Here is an 18686-nt window from a genome sequence, read left to right on the forward strand (position 1 = left end):
GAGCAAACGGGCGCCGCATTCAGCTATTGCGAGGTATGAACGGCGACTCAGATGCCGTACTGGGCGCGGTAAGCCTTCATCGCCGTCAGTTGCGCCGCCAGCTCCGGCTGTTCGGACTGCTTCTCTTCCAGATACTGGATCAGGTCACTCATCTGGATGATGGCGATGATGTGGGCGCCGTAGTCACGCTCCACTTCCTGAATGGCGGAGAGCTCGCCCTTGCCCTTCTCCTGACGGTCCAGCGCAATCAGCACGCCCGCCAGCGAGGCGCCGTTGGCCTGGATCAGATCCATGGATTCGCGGATGGCGGTGCCGGCGGTGATCACATCGTCCACCAGCATGATGCGCCCCTTGAGCGGGCTGCCCACCAGATTGCCGCCTTCGCCGTGATCCTTGGCCTCCTTGCGGTTGAAGCACCAGGGCACATCCACATCGTGCTGTTCGACCAACTGCACGGCGGTGGCGGAGGCGATGGGGATCCCCTTGTAGGCCGGGCCAAACAGCACGTCAAACTCGATGTCGGCATCCATCAGGGCGGCGGCATAGAAGCGGCCGAGACGGGCCAGATCGCGGCCGCTGTTGAACAGACCGGCGTTGAAGAAGTAGGGGCTTTTACGACCGGATTTCAGGGTGAATTCACCGAATTTGAGGACCTGTTTCTCCAGGGCGAACTCGATAAATTGACGCTGGTAGGCTTTCATTCTGGCTCCTTGCTTGGCTTGTCGTTGTCTTGTGTGGGGGTATAAAAAAACGCGGCCAATGCCGCGTTTTTAAAATCAGGAGAGTGACTGCTTCTGCAGCGCAATGATCTCGGCAATGCCGTCCTTGGCGAGCCCCAGCATCGCCAGCAGCTCCTCATGGGTGAAGGGCTCGGCCTCCGCGGTGCCCTGCACCTCAATGATGCGACCATCCTCGGTCATCACCACGTTCATGTCAGTCTCGGCGGCGGAGTCTTCAATGTACTCCAGATCGCAGATGGCTTCGCCCTGATACATGCCGACGGAGACAGCGGCGATCATCTGCTTGAGCGGGCTCTGCTTGAGCATGCCCTTCTCGACCATCCAGTTCAGCGCATCCACCAGCGCCACGCAGGCACCGGTAATGGAGGCGGTGCGGGTGCCGCCATCGGCTTGCAACACATCACAGTCAACGGTGATGGAGTGCTCGCCCAGTGCGGTCAGGTCTACCGCCGCGCGCAGGGAGCGGGCGATCAGACGGGAGATTTCCAGGGTACGGCCACTCTGCTTGCCGGAGGCCGCTTCGCGGTTCATCCGGGAGTGGGTGGAACGCGGCAGCATGCCGTATTCGGCAGTGACCCAACCCTGGCCCTTCCCTTTCAGGAAGCGCGGAACGCTGGTGTCGACGCTGGCGGTGCAGAGCACGCGAGTGTTACCGAACTCCACCAGCACTGAGCCTTCTGCATGTTTGGTGAAATTGCGGGTAATGGTAACCGGGCGAAGTTGCGCGGCACTGCGATCGCTGGGACGTGACATGGAACGGACCTCTGGGCTGGCTCAAATTGGCGGGGGATTATAAGTGATCCCGCCCCAAATATCAGCCGCTAAAACCACGGCATCGGCTGACGAGCAGGGCCGGGCTGAGTATACTGGCCGCACACTTCATCAAGCCCGGAACAATCAATGATTCACAGCATGACCGCCTACGCCCGCAAGGAATTCAAGGGCGACTGGGGCACAGCCGTTTGGGAAATTCGTTCGGTAAACCAGCGCTATCTGGAAACCTACATTCGCCTGCCGGAGCAACTGCGCAGCCTGGAGCCGGTTCTGCGTGAGCGTTTCCGCGCCAAGTTGCAACGCGGCAAGGTGGAGTGCAACCTGCGTTTCGAAGCCGCTCAAGCCGATGCAAAGCAGCTGCATATCAATGAAGAGCTGGCCAAGCTCATCATCGACAGCGCCAACTGGGTAATGAAAGAAGCGGGCCAGGGCCAGCTCAATCCGGTCGACGTGCTGCGCTGGCCGGGTGTCATGGCTGCCGCCGAGCAGGACATGGACGCGGTCGCCACCCTGCTGCTCGGCGGTTTTGACCAGACCATGGAAGATTTCCTCGCCTCCCGCGCCAGCGAGGGTGCCAACCTCAAGAACCTGATCCAGCAGCGTCTGGATGGCATTCAGGTGGAAGTGAAGAAGGTGCGCGTCCACCTGCCGCAGATCATCGAATGGCAACGCCAGAAGCTCACCGACCGTCTGGCCGAAGCCAAGGTCGAGCTGGATCCGGCCCGCATCGAGCAGGAGATCGTGATGCTGGCCCAGAAGATCGACGTGGCCGAAGAGCTGGATCGTCTGGAGATGCACATCAGCGAAACCATCAAGATCATGAAAAAGGGTGGCGCCTGTGGCCGTCGTCTCGACTTTATGATGCAGGAGTTCAACCGCGAGTCGAACACCCTCGGCTCCAAGTCCATCAACGCTGAAGTGACCCAGTCCGCCGTCGAGCTGAAAGTCCTCATCGAGCAGATGCGCGAGCAAATTCAGAACATCGAGTGATGGGTCGTTGACTCTCCGGTTGTTACCTGCAAAAGAGCCCTTGATTCCTCAAGGGCTCTTTTATTTTCCGGCCATCACGCCTGTCACCCGCCGCCAGTGAGTCAACGGGTGGGGAGCGCCCTAGCCTATCGGCATCACCAGCGCCGGTTGGTGCGGGTCGCTCAGCCGCTCGGCCAGATAATCCACCAGCAGCCGCACCTTGGGGGAGAGGTGGCGATTGTGGGGATAGAGGGCCCAGATCCCCTCCGCCGGGGCCCGCAGTTCGGGCAGCAGTTCGATCAGTTCGCCACGGGCCAGATGGTCGCTCACGTAGTAGTCCGGCAGTTGGATGATGCCGATTCCCTTGAGCGCCGCATCCAGCAAGGCGTGGCCGCTGTTGCACTGCAACAGACCGCGCACCCGCACGCTGTGGGGGCGGCCATCCAGAGTGAAGTGCCACTCGTCGCCGTTGCCCACCAGACAGGTGTGACGAGTTAGCTCGGAGAGGCTATTGGGCATGCCGTGGCGAGCGGTGTAAGCCGGTGAGGCGCAGACATAGGGCACCCGCTGCGCCAGCTTGCGCGCCACCAGCGTCGAATCCTTGAGATGACCTAGCCGCAGCGCCAGATCGTAGCCTTCGTGCACCAGATCCAGCAGCTGGTTGGTGAGGTTGAGGGTCACCTCCAGCTGGGGGAAACGCACCATGAAGTCATTCACCAGCGGGGCGATGCGGCTCTCGCCATAGGAGACGGGGGCAGTGATGCGCAGCGACCCTTGCGGTACCGCCTGATGGCGCCCCACTGCCAGCTCCGCCTCATAGAGGTTGTCGAGCAGCTGACGGCAGTGGCGATAGTAGATCTCGCCAAGCTCGGTGAGCCGCACCTGACGGGTGGTGCGCAGCAGCAGCTTGGCCTGCAGCCGATCTTCCAGCTGTGCCACCTGCCGGCTCACTTGCGCCACCGACACCCCCAGCTTGCGCGCCGCTGGGGTAAAGCCCCCCTGCTCCGCCACGCTGACAAATTCACAGATCCCTTCCCAGCCGAACATTATTACCTGTGTGTAAAAGTGATTTGATATTTGCCCTCATTATCACCAAATCGGCGGGAAACTACACTGAATGTCCGAACTCATCTCTGTTCACCCTGCTCAACAAGAAGGATGTCATTCATGGCACAGGTTCAAAGCATCAAGTGTAAAGCCGCCATCGCCTGGGGCCCGGGTCAGCCCCTCTCCATCGAAGAGATCGACGTCATGCCGCCCCAAGCGGGCGAGGTGCGGGTGCGCATCGTCGCCACCGGCGTCTGCCACACCGATGCCTTCACCCTCTCCGGTGAAGATCCGGAAGGGGTCTTCCCCTGCATTCTCGGCCATGAGGGGGGCGGCATTGTCGAGTCCATCGGCGAAGGGGTCACCAGCGTCAAGGTGGGGGATCACGTGATCCCGCTCTACACCCCCGAGTGCGGCGAGTGCAAGTTCTGCAAATCCGGCAAAACCAACCTCTGTCAGAAGATCCGCGCGACCCAGGGCAAGGGGCTGATGCCGGACGGCACCACCCGCTTCTCCAAAGATGGCCAGCCCATCTATCACTACATGGGCACCTCCACCTTCAGCGAATACACGGTACTGCCGGAGATCTCCATCGCCAAGGTGGACCCGGCCGCCCCGCTGGAAGAGGTCTGCCTGCTCGGCTGCGGCGTCACCACCGGCATCGGCGCCGTGATGAACACCGCCAAGGTGAAAGAGGGTGAGAGCGTCGCCATCTTCGGGCTGGGGGGCATCGGCCTCTCGGCGGTGATCGGGGCTCGCTTGGCCAAGGCCGGCCGCATCATCGCCATCGACATCAACGAGAGCAAGTTCGAGCTAGCCCGCAAGCTGGGTGCCACCGACTGCATCAACCCGAACGACTACGACAAACCGATTCAGGAGGTGATCGTCGAGTTGACCGATGGCGGCGTCGACTTCTCCTTCGAGTGCATCGGCAACGTCAAGGTGATGCGTGCAGCGCTGGAGTGTTGCCACAAGGGTTGGGGCGAGTCGGTCATCATCGGCGTCGCCGGAGCGGGTCAGGAGATCAGCACCCGTCCGTTCCAGCTGGTGACCGGCCGGGTCTGGCGCGGCAGCGCCTTCGGCGGGGTACGCGGTCGCAGCGAACTGCCGAGCTATGTGCAGCGCTACATGCAGGGTGAGTTCCGCCTCGATGACTTCATCACCCACACCATGGGGCTTGAGCAGATCAACGAGGCGTTCGATCTGATGCACCAAGGCAAGAGCATCCGCACCGTCATCCACTACTGAGCATGATCACCCCGCCCGCCTTCGTGGGCAGGGTGCAGGAGTCCTTCGATGAACCTGGAGATTATCAGCAGCAACAAGAGCTTCGGCGGCTGGCACAAGCGCTATCGCCACCACGCCAGCGTGCTCGGCTGCGAGATGAATTTTGCCATCTATCTGCCGCCTCAGGCCCTCACCGGCCAGAAGGTACCGGTGCTCTACTGGCTCAGCGGCCTCACCTGCACCGATGAGAACTTCATGCAGAAGGCGGGGGCCCACCGCATCGCCGCCGAGCTCGGTATCGCCTTGGTGGCGCCGGACACCAGCCCCCGCGGCGACGGCGTGGCCGACGATCCCGGTTATGACCTCGGCATGGGGGCAGGTTTTTACGTCAATGCCAGCCAGAGCCCCTGGCAGGCGCACTACCAGATGTATGACTACGTCACCCGCGAGTTGCCCGAACTCATCGAGACCCACTTCCCGGTCTCGACCCGACGCGCCATCAGCGGCCACTCCATGGGGGGTCACGGTGCGCTGATCGCCGCGTTGCGGGAACCGGGTCGCTACCGCTCGGTCTCGGCCTTCAGCCCGATCTGCCATCCAAGCCGCTGCCCCTGGGGCCAGAAGGCGCTCGGCGCCTACCTCGGCAGCAATCCCTTGCTGTGGCAGGAGTGGGATGCCTGCCAGCTGCTGCGCCACCAGCCGGTCACGCCGCTGCCGACCTTGGTGGATGTGGGGCTGGATGATCCCTTCCTCGCCGAGCAGCTGCATATCGATGCGCTGGCAGAAGCGGCCGCCAGCAAGGAGTGGCCGCTCGAGCTCAACCGCCACGAGGGCTATGACCACAGCTACTACTTCGTGGCGAGCTTTATCGAGGCGCACCTGCGCTTTCACGCCCGCCATCTCTGATCAACACAGGCCCGTGACGGGCCTGTTTCAGTCGGGATTGTGGTGATCGGGCGAGCTCAGCCTTGCTGCTGCTCGTGGTAACGGCGGGCCAGCACGGCGCAGACCATCAGCTGGATCTGGTGGAAGATCATCAGCGGCAGCACCATCACCCCGACGCTGGCGGCCGGGAACATGACGTTGGCCATCGGCACCCCGTTGGCGAGACTCTTCTTGGAGCCGCAGAAGACGATGGTGATCTCGTCCGCCTTGTTGAACCCGAGCCGACGGCTGATCCAGACGTTCCAGCAGAGTACCAGCGCCAGCAAGATGCAGCTCAGCAGCACGATACTGGCCAGATCGTACCAACTTACTTGACGCCAAATCCCCTGCACCACCGCCTCGCTGAAGGCGACATAGACCACCAGCAGGATGGAACTCTGATCCAGCTTGCCGATGAGCGGACGGTGGCTATCGACCCAGCGACCGATCAGCGGACGCGACAGGTGGCCGACCACGAACGGCAGCATCAGCTGCATCATGATGGACTGGATGGAGTGCCAGGTGTCGATCCCCTCCCCCTGCACGTGGATCATCATCCCCACCAGCACCGGCGAGAGGAAGATGCCGAGGATGCTGGAGGCCGAGGCACTGCACACCGCCGCCGACACATTGCCTCCCGCCATCGAGGTGAAGGCAATGGCCGACTGCACGGTGGCAGGCAGGGCGCAGAGATAGAGGAAGCCGAGGTAGATAGCCGGGCTCAGCCAGCTCGGTACCAGCGGGGTGAGCAGCAGCCCGAGCAGCGGAAACAGCACGAAGGTGCTGAGCATCACCACCAGATGAAGCCGCCAGTGGCCGAGGCCCGCCAGCAGGTTCTGGCGCGACAGCTTGGCGCCATGCATGAAGAACAAGAGTGCCACCGCCAGCTTGGTCAGCAGACCAAACCAGACGGCCACCTGCCCCTCGCAGGGAAAGAGGGAGGCCAGGGTGACCACAGCAATCAGCACAACAGTAAAGGGATCCAGACGCACAGGGGGGTCTCCATCAGAGCGCATCCTGCCTTCTTGGCAAAAGGTCAGGATCGGGGAGGACAAGAAACAGAGCGGGAGATGTCTGGCACCTCCCGCTAAAGCGAACCTCCAGCTTACCCCGATATCTCAGCGGCGCAAAGTTGAGTGGCGGTTAATTGTTCATCAATGCTTAACGCCTTTGCTTTGTCGAATAGCGGAAGTGGACGACCCGCGGCCAGATAGCGCCAAACCAGCGATAAATGGATAAAAAAACGGGCGACCAAGGCCGCCCGTCTCGGTTTTTTCGCTCAGCCGATCAGCGCTGGCTGGCCAGCGTGCCGTTGCCGCTTTTCTTGTCAATGCCACCCTGCTTGCGGGCCTGACGCTTCTCGAAGCGGGAGATCCACCAGTAGGCCAGCGCCGAGAAGACCGCGGTCATAAAGACGTTGATGAAGAAGGCGCGCACCAGATCCACCCCGCTCGGGAAGGCAGAAGCGCTCATGCTCACCACGAAGATGGCGATCAGCACCGACACCACCGCCATACCGAAGGTGCGTGATCCCATGCGGAAGTCGCGGGGGGTGTCGTCGTGTTTCCAGCGGAACACGAAGTAGGCCACCATGATGAAGATCGGCGGCAACATGGCGGTACCGGCGGTGAGGTTGATGGCGGTGTTCATCATCTGCTGCACCGACTCGGAGCCAAAGCCGTTGACCACCAGCATCACGAACACGAAGACAAACTGCCACCAGGCGGCGCGCACCGGCACCCCGTGCTTGTTGAGGCGGGTGGTCTTGTCGCCGTAGACCCCCTGCGGGATCTCGGAGAAGTGGATCTTCACCGGCGCCGAGGTCCACATCATCATGGAACCGAACATGGCGATGAACAGCACGATACCGACCGCGCGGCCCACCAGAGTCTCGGAAAGCCCGAAGTACTGGGCCATGCCGGTGAAGATCTCCACCATGCCGCCAGCATAGGTGAGGCTCTCGCGCGGCACGAACACGTTCACCAACAGGGAACCCAGCGCATACATGGCACCGATGAGAATACCAGCAGAGATAATCACCTTGATAAAGGACTTCTGGCCGCCCTTCACGTCATTGAGATAGGCCGCCGCGGTTTCGGCACCGCCCGCCGCCTGGAAGATCCAGCACATGATGCCGAGGGTCGCCCAGTTGATGGTGGGGGTCATGGCTGCCATGGTGATGGGTTGGGCCGCCACATGGTCACCGCCGAGGGCGGTCAGGGCACCCAACACATAGATGGCGAACAGGGCAAACACGCCGTAGGCCACCATCTCGGCAATCTTGCCGAGCCAGGTCGCCCCCTTGGTGGAGATATGGGTCGCCGCCGCAAACAGCACGATGGAGATAATCGATGTCACCATGGGCGAGAAGCTGTACTCATAACCCAGCATGGCGTAAGAGGCGTAGGCGATGACGTTGGGCAGCAACGAGATAAACCAGAACAGGTTAACGAACCAGTAGAGGAAGGAGCCCAGATAGGCCATCCGGGTACCGAGCGGTTTTTTCAGCCAGTCGTACATCCCCGACTCGGAATCTTTGTTGGCCGAGACGAACTCGGCAATGATGAAGACGAATGGCACGAAGTAGACCAGGGTCGCCAGCAGGAAAATGGGGGCGGAACTGAGCCCCAGCTCGATGTTGTTGTTGACGATGTTGCGCACGTTGAACACTGCGGCAAAGGTCATCGACAACAGGGCAAACTTGCCTATGGTGCCGCGTACTGATTCAGACATGGTGTCCTCCGGTGGATTCACGCCCCTTCGCACGGGGCGCTATGACTCTGAATGTGTTCGGCGCCTGCCTGCTGGCCGGGCCGTTTACTCTCTTGTTATTGTCAGAGGGGCCGCTCGTAGCGCCCCTTCGCACACACCGGCGCAGCTCTGCTGCCCCGGCGTTAAATCAGTCGATCGCCTAGACGATCGGGGTACCCGGCGCCATCGGCACCCGGGGCTGCAACAGCACGCTCTGGCTCTCGTCCGGGGTCTCGGCGCAGAGCAACATGCACTCGGAGCGCTCGCCGCGCATCTTGGTGGGCTTGAGGTTGGTCAGCACCACCACCTCGCTGCCCATCAGCTCCTCTTCGCTGTAGTAGGGCACCAGACTGGTGACGGTCTGCAACGGCCGCTCGCCGCCCACGTCGATCTGGACGATGTAGAGTTTGTCGGCCCCGGGGTGGCGCACCACCTCCAGCACCTTGCCCACCTTCATCTCGACCCGTTTGAATTCGACAAACTCGATCGTCTCGCTCATCCCTTTCTCCTTGTGTTCAGTTCTTGTGCTCAATGGTGCAATCGGTAACGGGTGGCCGCAGCCACCCGGTTGATCTCTCTTGGCCACGGGGGCCGGTTTGGTCAGGGTTATCGTCAGGATGCCCGGACGGAAATCTGGCTGGTCGGCTGGGCCTCTTTTACTCGCGCATCAGCACTCAGGGAGGCTTCATAGCGGTTGTACTTCCACCAGGCGAAGCCGAGGAAGATCACGATCCCGCCGACGTTGTAGAAGATGATGGTCATGATGTCGGCGCCGGTCGGGAAGGTGGAGGCGAGGAAGCCCACCGAGAAGATGGCGATCAGCACCGAGACCACGGCGATGCCGGTAGTGCGCGAACCCATCTTGAAATCCCGTGGCAGGTGATCCAGCTTCAGGCGCAGATTGAGGTAGGCCAGCATGATGAACAGCGGCGGCAGCATGGAGGCGGCAGCGGTCATGTTGATGACGGTGTTCATCAGCTCTTGCGCGGTGTTGGAGCCCAGGGTCGGGATCAGCATCAGCGGAAATACGATCAGGTACTGGATCCAGGCTGCGCGGGCAGGCACGCCGTTCTCGTTCAGCTCGACCGTCTTCTTGCCGAAGATGCCGGCCGGGATCTCGGAGAAGAAGATCTTCACCGGCGTGGCCGTCCACATCAGCAGAGAACCGAACATGGCGGTAAAGGAGACCAGACCGACGAAGCGGTTCATAAACACGGCGGGCAGACCGAAATGGGCCGCCAGCCCCTCGAACACCTGTACCGAGCCACCAGTGAAATGCAGGGTATCGCTCGGCACGAACACGTTGATCAGCAGGGAGGCGATGGAGTAGAGCACCCCGATAAAGAGCCCGGCGATGATGATCACCTTCACGAACGACTTGGAGCCCCCTTTCACGTCATTGACGTAGACAGCAACCGACTCGGCGCCACCGGCGGCCATAAAGATCCAGGTGGTGATACCGAGGAAAGCCCAGCTGAAATCGGGGATCATCGCCTCCACCGTGATGGGATCGGCCGGTTGTACACCACCGACTAACGCCACACCTGCCAGCAGAATGTAGGAGAGGGTCAGCAGCAACATCAGGGACGAGGTCACCGAGGTGATGGGGCCGAGCATCTTGGCACCGTTGGTGGAGACATAGGTGGCAAAGGCGAACAGCACCATGCTTAAGAAGGTGGTCGCCAGCGGGGTGAAAATGTATTCGTAGCCCAAAAAGGCATAGGAGGCGTAGGCGATCACCCGCGGCAGCAGCGAGGTGAAGAAGAACAGGTTCACGAACCAGTAGGTATAGGCAGAGATAAAGGCCCAGCGACCGCCGAGGGAGCTCTTCACCCAGGCATAGACACCCGCTTCGGAGTTCTTATTCAGTGACACAAATTCCGCAATGATCAGGCAGAACGGAATGAAGTAAAAAATGGTGGCCAGAAAGAACATCGGGGCCGAGGCCAGACCGATCTCGATGTTGTTGTTGATGACGTTGTTGAAGCTGAATACCGCCGCGAAGGTGAGCGACAGCAGACCAAACTTGCCTATCGTATTCCGTTTGGAATCAGACATGGTGCATCTCCAGACCTGTAGTTATCTCAGCGAAAGAGCGGGGCATGGGTTGTAGGGTGAGCCCCGCCCTTCCGGCTTTTATCAGTGCAGAACCAGCGGCTTGTTATTTGTTCTTGAAGTAGCCGCCTTCGACGGTGACCTTGATGATCACCTTGCGCACCGGCGCATCGCCAACGAACCGGTAGGCCTCGTCGTTCTCGAAGATCACCACCTCACCGTTGCCGACCTTCTGGCGCTCACGCACCTCGCCAGCCAGCCACTCGCGGTCGGTGGTGTCGTCATAGCCCTGCTCGACTCCCAGCTCGCTCTTGGCAGCCCACTCCACCGTCTCTGCCCCTTCCAGGTAGTAGTGGACGTCGAAGTAGCGACGCTGCCCCTCGAACAGGGAAGTGGCCGGGCTGGCCCCCTCCTGCAAGCGGTAGGTGAGGGAGTCACCGATGGAGTGACAGATGCCGGGCTTGAGGTTCGGCAAGTTGTTGATGGCCTCCACGCAGCGGCCCCACTTCTTGCCCTCCCGGTAGATGTTTTTGAACAGGGTCAGGTTGTCCAGGGTGATCATGCGAGGTTCCTCCCGCCGTTGATGGTGAGATCGAGCCCGGCCAGCGCAGCCGGATTGAGGTTGCCGCGAGCGATGGGCAGCAGGGTCAGGCCAAAGCTGAACGGCTCGAAGCGCACCCGCCAAGAGTCCAGCACCTCGGAGCCCCAGGAGTTGGAGCCGAGCCCCAGTACCTTGTGATCCAGATTGAGGGTGAGATAACCGCAGGGCTCCAGCTCGTTGATGTGCTGCGCCGCGTGGATATGCTCCCAGCTGTAGGGCCAGACGCTCAGGTTGATGGGGGCATCGGGCCGCACGTAGAGACCAGCGCCGTAACGGTTGGTCAGGGTCGCCCAGCGCACCTGCTGGCGGTTGCCGTTGTCCTGCGGGAAGGGGTAGTGCTCCCACATCTCGCCCACCGTGCTGTTGAAGCTGTCGATCCAGTTGCTCTGGCGACTGTCCTGATAGTTTTCGCCCGGCCCCATGCCGTAGTAGTGCACCCGGTCGAGATCCTGACGAATGCCCAGCTCGAAGCCGATCTTGGGGATGATGTCGTCATAACCGCCGTAGGGCTGACCGGACAGTGCCACGTGCAGCTGACCGTTCGGGCTCAGGGTGTAGACGTAGCGGCAACGCATGCCGAAGTCGAACACCGGCGGCGCGATCAGACTCTCTACCGTTACCTCGACCGCCTCACCCAGCTGACGCCAGCTCAGAGTGCGGAAGTGCTCCTGCATGATCTGCAGGTGATTCGGGTGCCACAGGCTCTCGTACTCCTGCTTGTGGTTGTCGATCATCGGCTTGAAGAAGGTGAGGCGCGGCGAGCGCTCAATCAGCTCGACACCATCCTGCTGCCAGCTCACCAGCTTGCCGTCGAGGCGCGAGAAGCGCAGGGTAAAGCTGCTGCCGCTCAAGGTCAGTGCGAGGCGCTCGTCGGCGATCTGCAACGCAGTGGCGTTGGGGTTGGCAAAGGGCTGCAGCTGACGAGTCGACTCTTTCAGCTGGAACTGGTACTGGCCCAGCTCGTGTTCCGCCGCGCTGTAACGGGTCGCACTGGCCTTGATGACCCGCAGCTGGACAAAGGTTTCCCGCCCATCGAGAGTGGGCAGCTCGAGTTGCAACTCGGTGATGGCACCGGGAGCCACCCCTTCCAGCCGGATTTGCTGGCTGGCCAGCAACTCGCCCTCTGCCTTCACTTCGACCAGCAGGCGGATGTCGTCGAGATTGGAGAACCAGTAGCGGTTTTCCAGCTCAAGCTTGCCGCTGGCCAGATCCAGCGCCCGCACCTTGACCGGGCAGATCACCTGCTTGTATTCGCGCAGGCCCGGCCCCGGGGTCTGATCCGGATAGATGAGGCCATCCATGCAGAAGTTGTAGTTGTTGGGGTAGTCACCGTAGTCGCCGCCGTACTTGTAGACGGGGCGGCCCTGCTCGTCCTGATCCAGAATGCCGTGATCGCACCACTCCCAGATGTAGTGACCCTGAATGTGGGGATGACGGTCAAACACCTGCTGATATTCGCTAAGACCGCCCGGGCCGTTGCCCATGGCGTGGGCGTATTCGCAGAGGATGCGCGGCTTCTCCATCGGGAATTCGCCGAAGCAGTTCATCTGGGAGACGCGGGAGTACATGGTGCTCACCACATCCACCACCTCGGCGTCGCGATCCTCTTCGTAGTGCACCAGCCGGGTCGGGTCGATCGCCTTGCAGCGGTGGTACATGGCTCTGATGTTGCAGCCGTAGCCGGACTCGTTGCCCAGCGACCAGATGATGATAGAGGGGTGGTTCTTCTGGGCGTGAACATGGCGCTCGATGCGATCCACGAACACCGGCTCCCAGAAGGGGTCGTCGGTGATGCGGCTGAGATCACCGACGTTGGCAAAACCGTGGGTCTCCACGTCAGTCTCCGCCATCACGAACAGACCGTACTGGTCGCACAGCTCGTAGAAGCGCGGGTCATTCGGGTAGTGGGCGGTACGTACCGAGTTGAGGTTGTGCTGCTTCATCAGCACGATATCGCGTTCAACACGGTCCATGCCGACCGCGCGGCTCTTGAGGTGGTCGTTGTCGTGACGGTTCACCCCGTGCAGCTTGAGGTAGTGGCCGTTGACGTAGAAAAGGCCATCTTTGACCTTGATTTCACGCACCCCGACCCGCTGCGGGATCACTTCCAGCAGCTCGCCCTGACCGTTGTAGAGGGAAAGTTGCAGCTGGTAGAGGTAAGGGTCTTCTGCGCTCCACAGATGGGGGTTGGCCATATCCAGCGTGAAGCGGCAATCACACTTGCCGTCGATGGCGAGATGGTCGAGCGAGCCGCTGGCGATCTCGCTGCCCTGATCCAGCAGCGACCAGACCAGACGGTGATCACGGGCAGCAGCCCCCAGATTTTCCAGCTGGATATCGCAGCTCAGGGTAGCGCTCTGGTTGTCATCGGCCAGCGCGGTGCGAATGAAGAAGTCCTGCACATGGGCGGCCGGTTTGCCCACCAGATAGACGTCGCGGAAGATCCCCGCCATCCACCACATGTCCTGATCTTCGATATAGGTGGAGTCGGCCCACTGCATCACCCGCACCGACAGCAGGTTCTCGCCGGTGTTGGCGTAGGCACTGATATCGAACTCGGCAGTGAGGCGGCTCCCCTTGTTAAAGCCGACGTAGTGGCCATTCACATAGACCTCGAAATAGGTCTCCACCCCGTCAAACTTGATGATCACCTGCTCGCCGTCCCAGGCCGGGCTCAGCATAAAGCTGCGCTGATAGGCACCGGTCGGGTTGTTGGTCGGCACGAAGGGCACGTCGATGGGGAAGGGAAAACCCTCGTCGGTGTACTGCAGCTGGCCATGCCCTTCCATCTGCCACATGTTTGGCACTGTGATCTGGCCCCACTCGCTCATGGGGCTGTGATAGAAAGCCTCCGGCACCTGCAGGGGGTGTGCAAAGTAGTTGAACTGCCACTGACCGCTCAAGGAGAGAAAGCGGCGGCTCAGCTCGCGCTGCATGGTGGCCGCCGCAACGCGATCAGCATAAGAGAAGAAGTAGGCGCGCGGAGCCAGCCTGTTTTCACCAACGAATTGAACGTTTTCCCAGTTATTCACATGTCCTCCCGGAACAAGGCAACTTTGACTGGGTAAACTTTAGATAAACATTTACTAAATATCAGCGAATGATTGGTAAACTTTTAACCAGATCACATCCGATGACCCACTTTGTGAGCTATCTCGGATTACTGACTTAAAGCGCACCAACCAGAACAGATATGGCACGGTTATTGATGTATTTAACTAAAATCTGATGGTAATAGACTGATTGTAAAGGGGTTTATTTGATAGGTGTGGGGAATGTAGGCGGGATTGGCTACATCATGAATGCCATGATGTAGCCAAGATAATGCAGGGTTTTAGTAAAACTAACGAGTTGTGCCACGCAGAGTCAGATGACTCGGCACTAGTACCCGCAGGGGAATGTCACGCTCGTCACGCAGCCGTTCGACCAGCAGATTGACCCCCTGGGAGCCCATCAACTCGGAGTGGATCCGCACCGTAGAGAGCGGCGGAAAGGTAAATTTGGCGGTCGGAATATCGTTAACGCTGATCAGCTCAATTTGCTGGGGAATGGCCAGTCCCTTCTCGTGGATGGCACGCAGCACCCCGATGGCGATGGAGTCGGAGGCGACGAACAGCGCCTTGGGCCAATCTCCCGCCAGCATCTCTTTTGCCAAGCGGTAGCCGGAAGCACTGGAGAAGTCGCCGCGATAGAGATCGCTCTCCTGCACTACCCCCAACCGCTGGCCATAATCCATAAAGGCCAGCTCACGCAGATCCGGGTTCTCATCCTGACCACCGATATAGCCGATGCGCTGGTGCCCCTGAGCGATAAAGTAATCGACCACTTGCTGGCTGATCAGGGCGAGATCCACATCGACCGAGTCAAACTCCTCCATGGCACGGGAATCGACAAAGACCAGCATGCTGGAGCAGGTTCGCAGCTGCGCCAGACGCTCGGCAGAGAGACTCCCCACCACCAGGATGCCATCCACTGCGGCCAGCTCGCGCCCTTCACCACAGTTGTAGAGGTGGGTCAGTTCGATATTGAGGCGGGCACTCTGGGTCTCGATGCCATAACGAATGGCGAGATAGTAGGGATCGTTAACCTCGGTACTCTGCGGGTAGGAGTAGACCACCAGAAAGTGCAGTTTGCTCTTGTGAACCCCCTTGCGGGCGCTGCTGGTCTTGTACTCCAGCCGTTCGGCAATCTCGAAGATCCGCTGCCGGGTCTCTTCCTTGACGCTCAGGCTGGGATCCTCGTTCAGTACCCGGGATACCGTGGCGAGCGACACCCCCGCCTCCTGTGCAATTTCCTTCAACGTAGCCATCAATACCTCTCTGGCAGCATCACTTGTTAATCGGTAACGGCTAAAGAGTAACGGGCAATCCCTTGATAGCCCAGCATTTTTACTAAAATGCCGGCAGCAGGGCGGATTTGGGAAAGCGCAAATGCAAAAAGGCCTCCCGAATGGGAGGCCTCTTCTAAATAGGTGCCTGACAGTGTCCTACTCTCGCATGGCGAATGCCACACTACCATCGGCGCTACCGCGTTTCACTTCTGAGTTCGGCATGGGATCAGGTGGTTCCACGGCGCTATTGCCGTCAGGCAAAAGCTTTATTACTTAATACTGGTGCTGATACCCAGAGTCGAACTGGGGACCTCATCCTTACCAAGGATGCGCTCTACCAACTGAGCCATATCAGCACACTAACCGGTAAAGAACACACTGTGTGCGTTATCTAAATCTTCTGTCCAATACAACCTGACGTTGTATTGCGACCAACCACATCGCTGTAGTTGCTTAATTAAAGCCTGGCAGTGTCCTACTCTCGCATGGCGAATGCCACACTACCATCGGCGCTACCGCGTTTCACTTCTGAGTTCGGCATGGGATCAGGTGGTTCCACGGCGCTATGGCCGCCAGGCAAATTAATTCAATCTGAGAAAGCTGACGTGAGTAATGATGTCGCTCGTGGCTTCATCACTATCACTGAATTTTTAAGTAGTTCATGCACTTGCTACAAGGCCAGAAACACTTCTTGGGTGTTGTATGGTTAAGCCTCACGGGTAATTAGTATGGGTTAGCTCAACACGTCGCCGCGCTTACACACCCCACCTATCAACGTTGTGGTCTCCAACGGCCCTTTAGGACCCTCAAGGGGTCAGGGATGACTCATCTCAGGGCTCGCTTCCCGCTTAGATGCTTTCAGCGGTTATCGATTCCGAACTTAGCTACCGGGCAGTGCCACTGGCGTGACAACCCGAACACCAGAGGTTCGTTCACTCCGGTCCTCTCGTACTAGGAGCAACTCCCTTCAATCATCCAACGCCCACGGCAGATAGGGACCGAACTGTCTCACGACGTTCTGAACCCAGCTCGCGTACCACTTTAAATGGCGAACAGCCATACCCTTGGGACCGACTTCAGCCCCAGGATGTGATGAGCCGACATCGAGGTGCCAAACACCGCCGTCGATATGAACTCTTGGGCGGTATCAGCCTGTTATCCCCGGAGTACCTTTTATCCGTTGAGCGATGGCCCTTCCATTCAGAACCACCGGATCACTATGACCTACTTTCGTACCTGCTCGACCTGTCCGTCTCGCAGTTAAGCTGGCTTATGCCATTGCACTAACCTCCTGATGTCCGACCAGGATTAGCCAACCTTCGTGCTCCTCCGTTACTCTTTGGGAGGAGACCGCCCCAGTCAAACTACCCACCAGGCACTGTCCGCGAGCCCGATTCAGGGCCCTGCGTTAGAACATCAAACATACAAGGGTGGTATTTCAAGGACGGCTCCACGACAACTAGCGTTATCGCTTCAAAGCCTCCCACCTATCCTACACATGTAGGTTCAATGTTCAGTGCCAAGCTGTAGTAAAGGTTCACGGGGTCTTTCCGTCTAGCCGCGGGTACACCGCATCTTCACGGCGAATTCGATTTCACTGAGTCTCGGGTGGAGACAGCATGGCCATGGTTACACCATTCGTGCAGGTCGGAACTTACCCGACAAGGAATTTCGCTACCTTAGGACCGTTATAGTTACGGCCGCCGTTTACCGGGGCTTCGATCAAGAGCTTCGCTTGCGCTAACCCCATCAATTAACCTTCCGGCACCGGGCAGGTGTCACACCCTATACGTCCACTTTCGTGTTTGCAGAGTGCTGTGTTTTTGATAAACAGTCCCAGCCATCTGGTCACTGCGACTCCCAACTGCTCCATCCGCAAGGGACTTCACTGTCAAGAGCGAACCTTCTCCCGAAGTTACGGTTCTATTTTGCCTAGTTCCTTCACCCGAGTTCTCTCAAGCGCCTTGGTATTCTCTACCCGACCACCTGTGTCGGTTTGGGGTACGATGACTTGTAATCTGAAGCTTAGAGGCTTTTCCTGGAAGCATGGCATCAATGGCTTCCGCACCGTAGTGCGTTCGTCTCGTGTCTCAGCGTTGTATCTCCGGATTTGCCTAGAAATACCGCCTACGCACTTTCACCAGGACAACCGTCGCCTGGCCCACCTAGCCTTCTCCGTCCCCCCATCGCAATTACAAGTCGTGCAGGAATATTAACCTGCTTCCCATCGATTACGCCTTTCGGCCTCACCTTAGGGGTCGACTCACCCTGCCCCGATTAACGTTGGACAGGAACCCTTGGTCTTCCGGCGAGGAGGTTTTTCACCCCCTTTATCGTTACTTACGTCAGCATTCGCACTTCTGATATCTCCAGCATACCTCTCGATACACCTTCGCAGACTTACAGAACGCTCCCCTACCACTCAATCATAAGATTGAATCCGCAGCTTCGGTGCCTGGTTTGAGCCCCGTTACATCTTCCGCGCAGGCCGACTCGACTAGTGAGCTATTACGCTTTCTTTAAATGATGGCTGCTTCTAAGCCAACATCCTAGCTGTCTGAGCCTTCCCACATCGTTTCCCACTTAACCAGAACTTTGGGACCTTAGCTGGCGGTCTGGGTTGTTTCCCTCTTCACGACGGACGTTAGCACCCGCCGTGTGTCTCCCGGATATTACTTACTGGTATTCGGAGTTTGCATGGAGTTGGTAAGTCGGGATGACCCCCTAGTCCAAACAGTGCTCTACCCCCAGTAGTATTCGTCCGAGGCGCTACCTAAATAGCTTTCGGGGAGAACCAGCTATCTCCGAGTTTGATTGGCCTTTCACCCCCAGCCACAGGTCATCCCCTAACTTTGCAACGTTAGTGGGTTCGGTCCTCCAGTTGATGTTACTCAACCTTCAACCTGCCCATGGCTAGATCACCCGGTTTCGGGTCTACACCTTGCAACTAGACGCCCAGTTAAGACTCGGTTTCCCTACGGCTCCCCTATACGGTTAACCTCGCTACAAAATGTAAGTCGCTGACCCATTATACAAAAGGTACGCAGTCACCCCGAAGGGCTCCCACTGCTTGTACGTACACGGTTTCAGGTTCTATTTCACTCCCCTCACAGGGGTTCTTTTCGCCTTTCCCTCACGGTACTGGTTCACTATCGGTCAGTCAGGAGTATTTAGCCTTGGAGGATGGTCCCCCCATATTCAGACAGGATGTCACGTGTCCCGCCCTACTCGATTTCACTTCAAGGTCGTTTTCATGTACGGGGCTATC

The 18686-nt window shown here is 59.1% G+C and carries 13 protein-coding genes, 1 tRNA gene and 3 rRNA genes (1 of these 17 running past the window's edge); 3 read left to right on the plus strand and 14 right to left on the minus strand.

The window, feature by feature from the left end; all coding sequences use genetic code 11:
• Positions 1 to 47: 47 nt before the first annotated feature.
• Positions 48 to 701 carry an orotate phosphoribosyltransferase gene (pyrE, locus tag CK911_RS16395; protein ID WP_098971278.1) on the minus strand — a complete coding sequence of 218 codons (654 nt, stop codon included), beginning with the start codon at positions 699 to 701 and terminating at the stop codon, positions 48 to 50.
• Positions 702 to 776: 75 nt separating this feature from the next.
• The gene (gene rph, locus CK911_RS16400) at positions 777 to 1493 is read right to left on the minus strand and encodes a ribonuclease PH (RefSeq protein WP_098971280.1); all 717 of its coding nucleotides are present in this window, start codon (positions 1491 to 1493) and stop codon (positions 777 to 779) included.
• A 147-nt stretch (positions 1494 to 1640) separates the two neighbouring features.
• On the opposite strand from rph, the gene CK911_RS16405 reads away from it, so the two are divergent.
• Complete coding sequence (locus CK911_RS16405) at positions 1641 to 2504, plus strand: YicC/YloC family endoribonuclease (protein WP_098971283.1); 864 nt, start codon at positions 1641 to 1643, stop codon at positions 2502 to 2504.
• 120 nt (positions 2505 to 2624) lie between these two features.
• Here the strand turns inward: CK911_RS16405 and CK911_RS16410 are convergent, their stop codons facing one another.
• Complete coding sequence (locus CK911_RS16410; RefSeq protein ID WP_098971285.1) at positions 2625 to 3530, minus strand: LysR substrate-binding domain-containing protein; 906 nt, start codon at positions 3528 to 3530, stop codon at positions 2625 to 2627.
• 120 nt (positions 3531 to 3650) lie between these two features.
• On the opposite strand from CK911_RS16410, the gene CK911_RS16415 reads away from it, so the two are divergent.
• Positions 3651 to 4778 (plus strand): S-(hydroxymethyl)glutathione dehydrogenase/class III alcohol dehydrogenase, encoded by a 1128-nt coding sequence (locus CK911_RS16415; protein WP_098971287.1) that lies wholly within the window; start codon positions 3651 to 3653, stop codon positions 4776 to 4778.
• A 48-nt stretch (positions 4779 to 4826) separates the two neighbouring features.
• Entirely contained in the window at positions 4827 to 5663 is an 837-nt protein-coding gene (gene fghA / locus CK911_RS16420) for an S-formylglutathione hydrolase (RefSeq protein ID WP_098971290.1), read from the plus strand.
• A gap of 56 nt (positions 5664 to 5719) precedes the next feature.
• Here fghA and CK911_RS16425 read toward each other — a convergent pair whose 3' ends face one another.
• The 11 genes from CK911_RS16425 to CK911_RS16475 all read right to left on the minus strand — a co-directional run.
• Entirely contained in the window at positions 5720 to 6673 is a 954-nt protein-coding gene (locus CK911_RS16425; protein ID WP_098972739.1) for a bile acid:sodium symporter family protein, read from the minus strand.
• 295 nt (positions 6674 to 6968) lie between these two features.
• On the minus strand, positions 6969 to 8414 hold the full coding sequence (locus CK911_RS16430) for an amino acid permease (protein WP_098971292.1): 1446 nt from the start codon (positions 8412 to 8414) through the stop codon (positions 6969 to 6971).
• Positions 8415 to 8592: 178 nt separating this feature from the next.
• A complete protein-coding gene (locus tag CK911_RS16435) occupies positions 8593 to 8931 on the minus strand; it encodes a tRNA-binding protein (RefSeq protein WP_098971294.1) in 339 nt (112 codons plus the stop codon).
• Between the two features lie 113 nt (positions 8932 to 9044).
• Positions 9045 to 10490: an amino acid permease gene (locus tag CK911_RS16440; RefSeq protein ID WP_098971296.1), complete on the minus strand. Its 1446-nt coding sequence runs from the start codon at positions 10488 to 10490 to the stop codon at positions 9045 to 9047.
• Positions 10491 to 10593: 103 nt separating this feature from the next.
• Positions 10594 to 11049, minus strand: coding sequence for a beta-galactosidase subunit beta (locus CK911_RS16445; RefSeq protein ID WP_098971298.1), 456 nt, complete (start codon positions 11047 to 11049; stop codon positions 10594 to 10596).
• Positions 11046 to 14120, minus strand: coding sequence for a beta-galactosidase subunit alpha (gene ebgA, locus CK911_RS16450; RefSeq protein WP_098971300.1), 3075 nt, complete (start codon positions 14118 to 14120; stop codon positions 11046 to 11048). Before ebgA ends, CK911_RS16445 begins: the two co-directional genes overlap by 4 nt.
• Positions 14121 to 14431: 311 nt before the next feature.
• Positions 14432 to 15397 carry a transcriptional regulator EbgR gene (ebgR, locus tag CK911_RS16455; protein WP_098971302.1) on the minus strand — a complete coding sequence of 322 codons (966 nt, stop codon included), beginning with the start codon at positions 15395 to 15397 and terminating at the stop codon, positions 14432 to 14434.
• A 164-nt stretch (positions 15398 to 15561) separates the two neighbouring features.
• Positions 15562 to 15676: ribosomal RNA gene (gene rrf / locus CK911_RS16460) — 5S ribosomal RNA — on the minus strand.
• Positions 15677 to 15698: 22 nt separating this feature from the next.
• A tRNA-Thr gene (locus tag CK911_RS16465) sits at positions 15699 to 15774 on the minus strand.
• A 106-nt stretch (positions 15775 to 15880) separates the two neighbouring features.
• Positions 15881 to 15995: ribosomal RNA gene (rrf, locus tag CK911_RS16470) — 5S ribosomal RNA — on the minus strand.
• Between the two features lie 125 nt (positions 15996 to 16120).
• Positions 16121 to 18686 (minus strand): 23S ribosomal RNA (locus CK911_RS16475) (it continues 324 nt past the right edge of the window).

Origin of the sequence: Aeromonas sp. CU5 (assembly GCF_002586745.1) — a bacterium.
Lineage (GTDB): Bacteria > Pseudomonadota > Gammaproteobacteria > Enterobacterales > Aeromonadaceae > Aeromonas > Aeromonas sobria.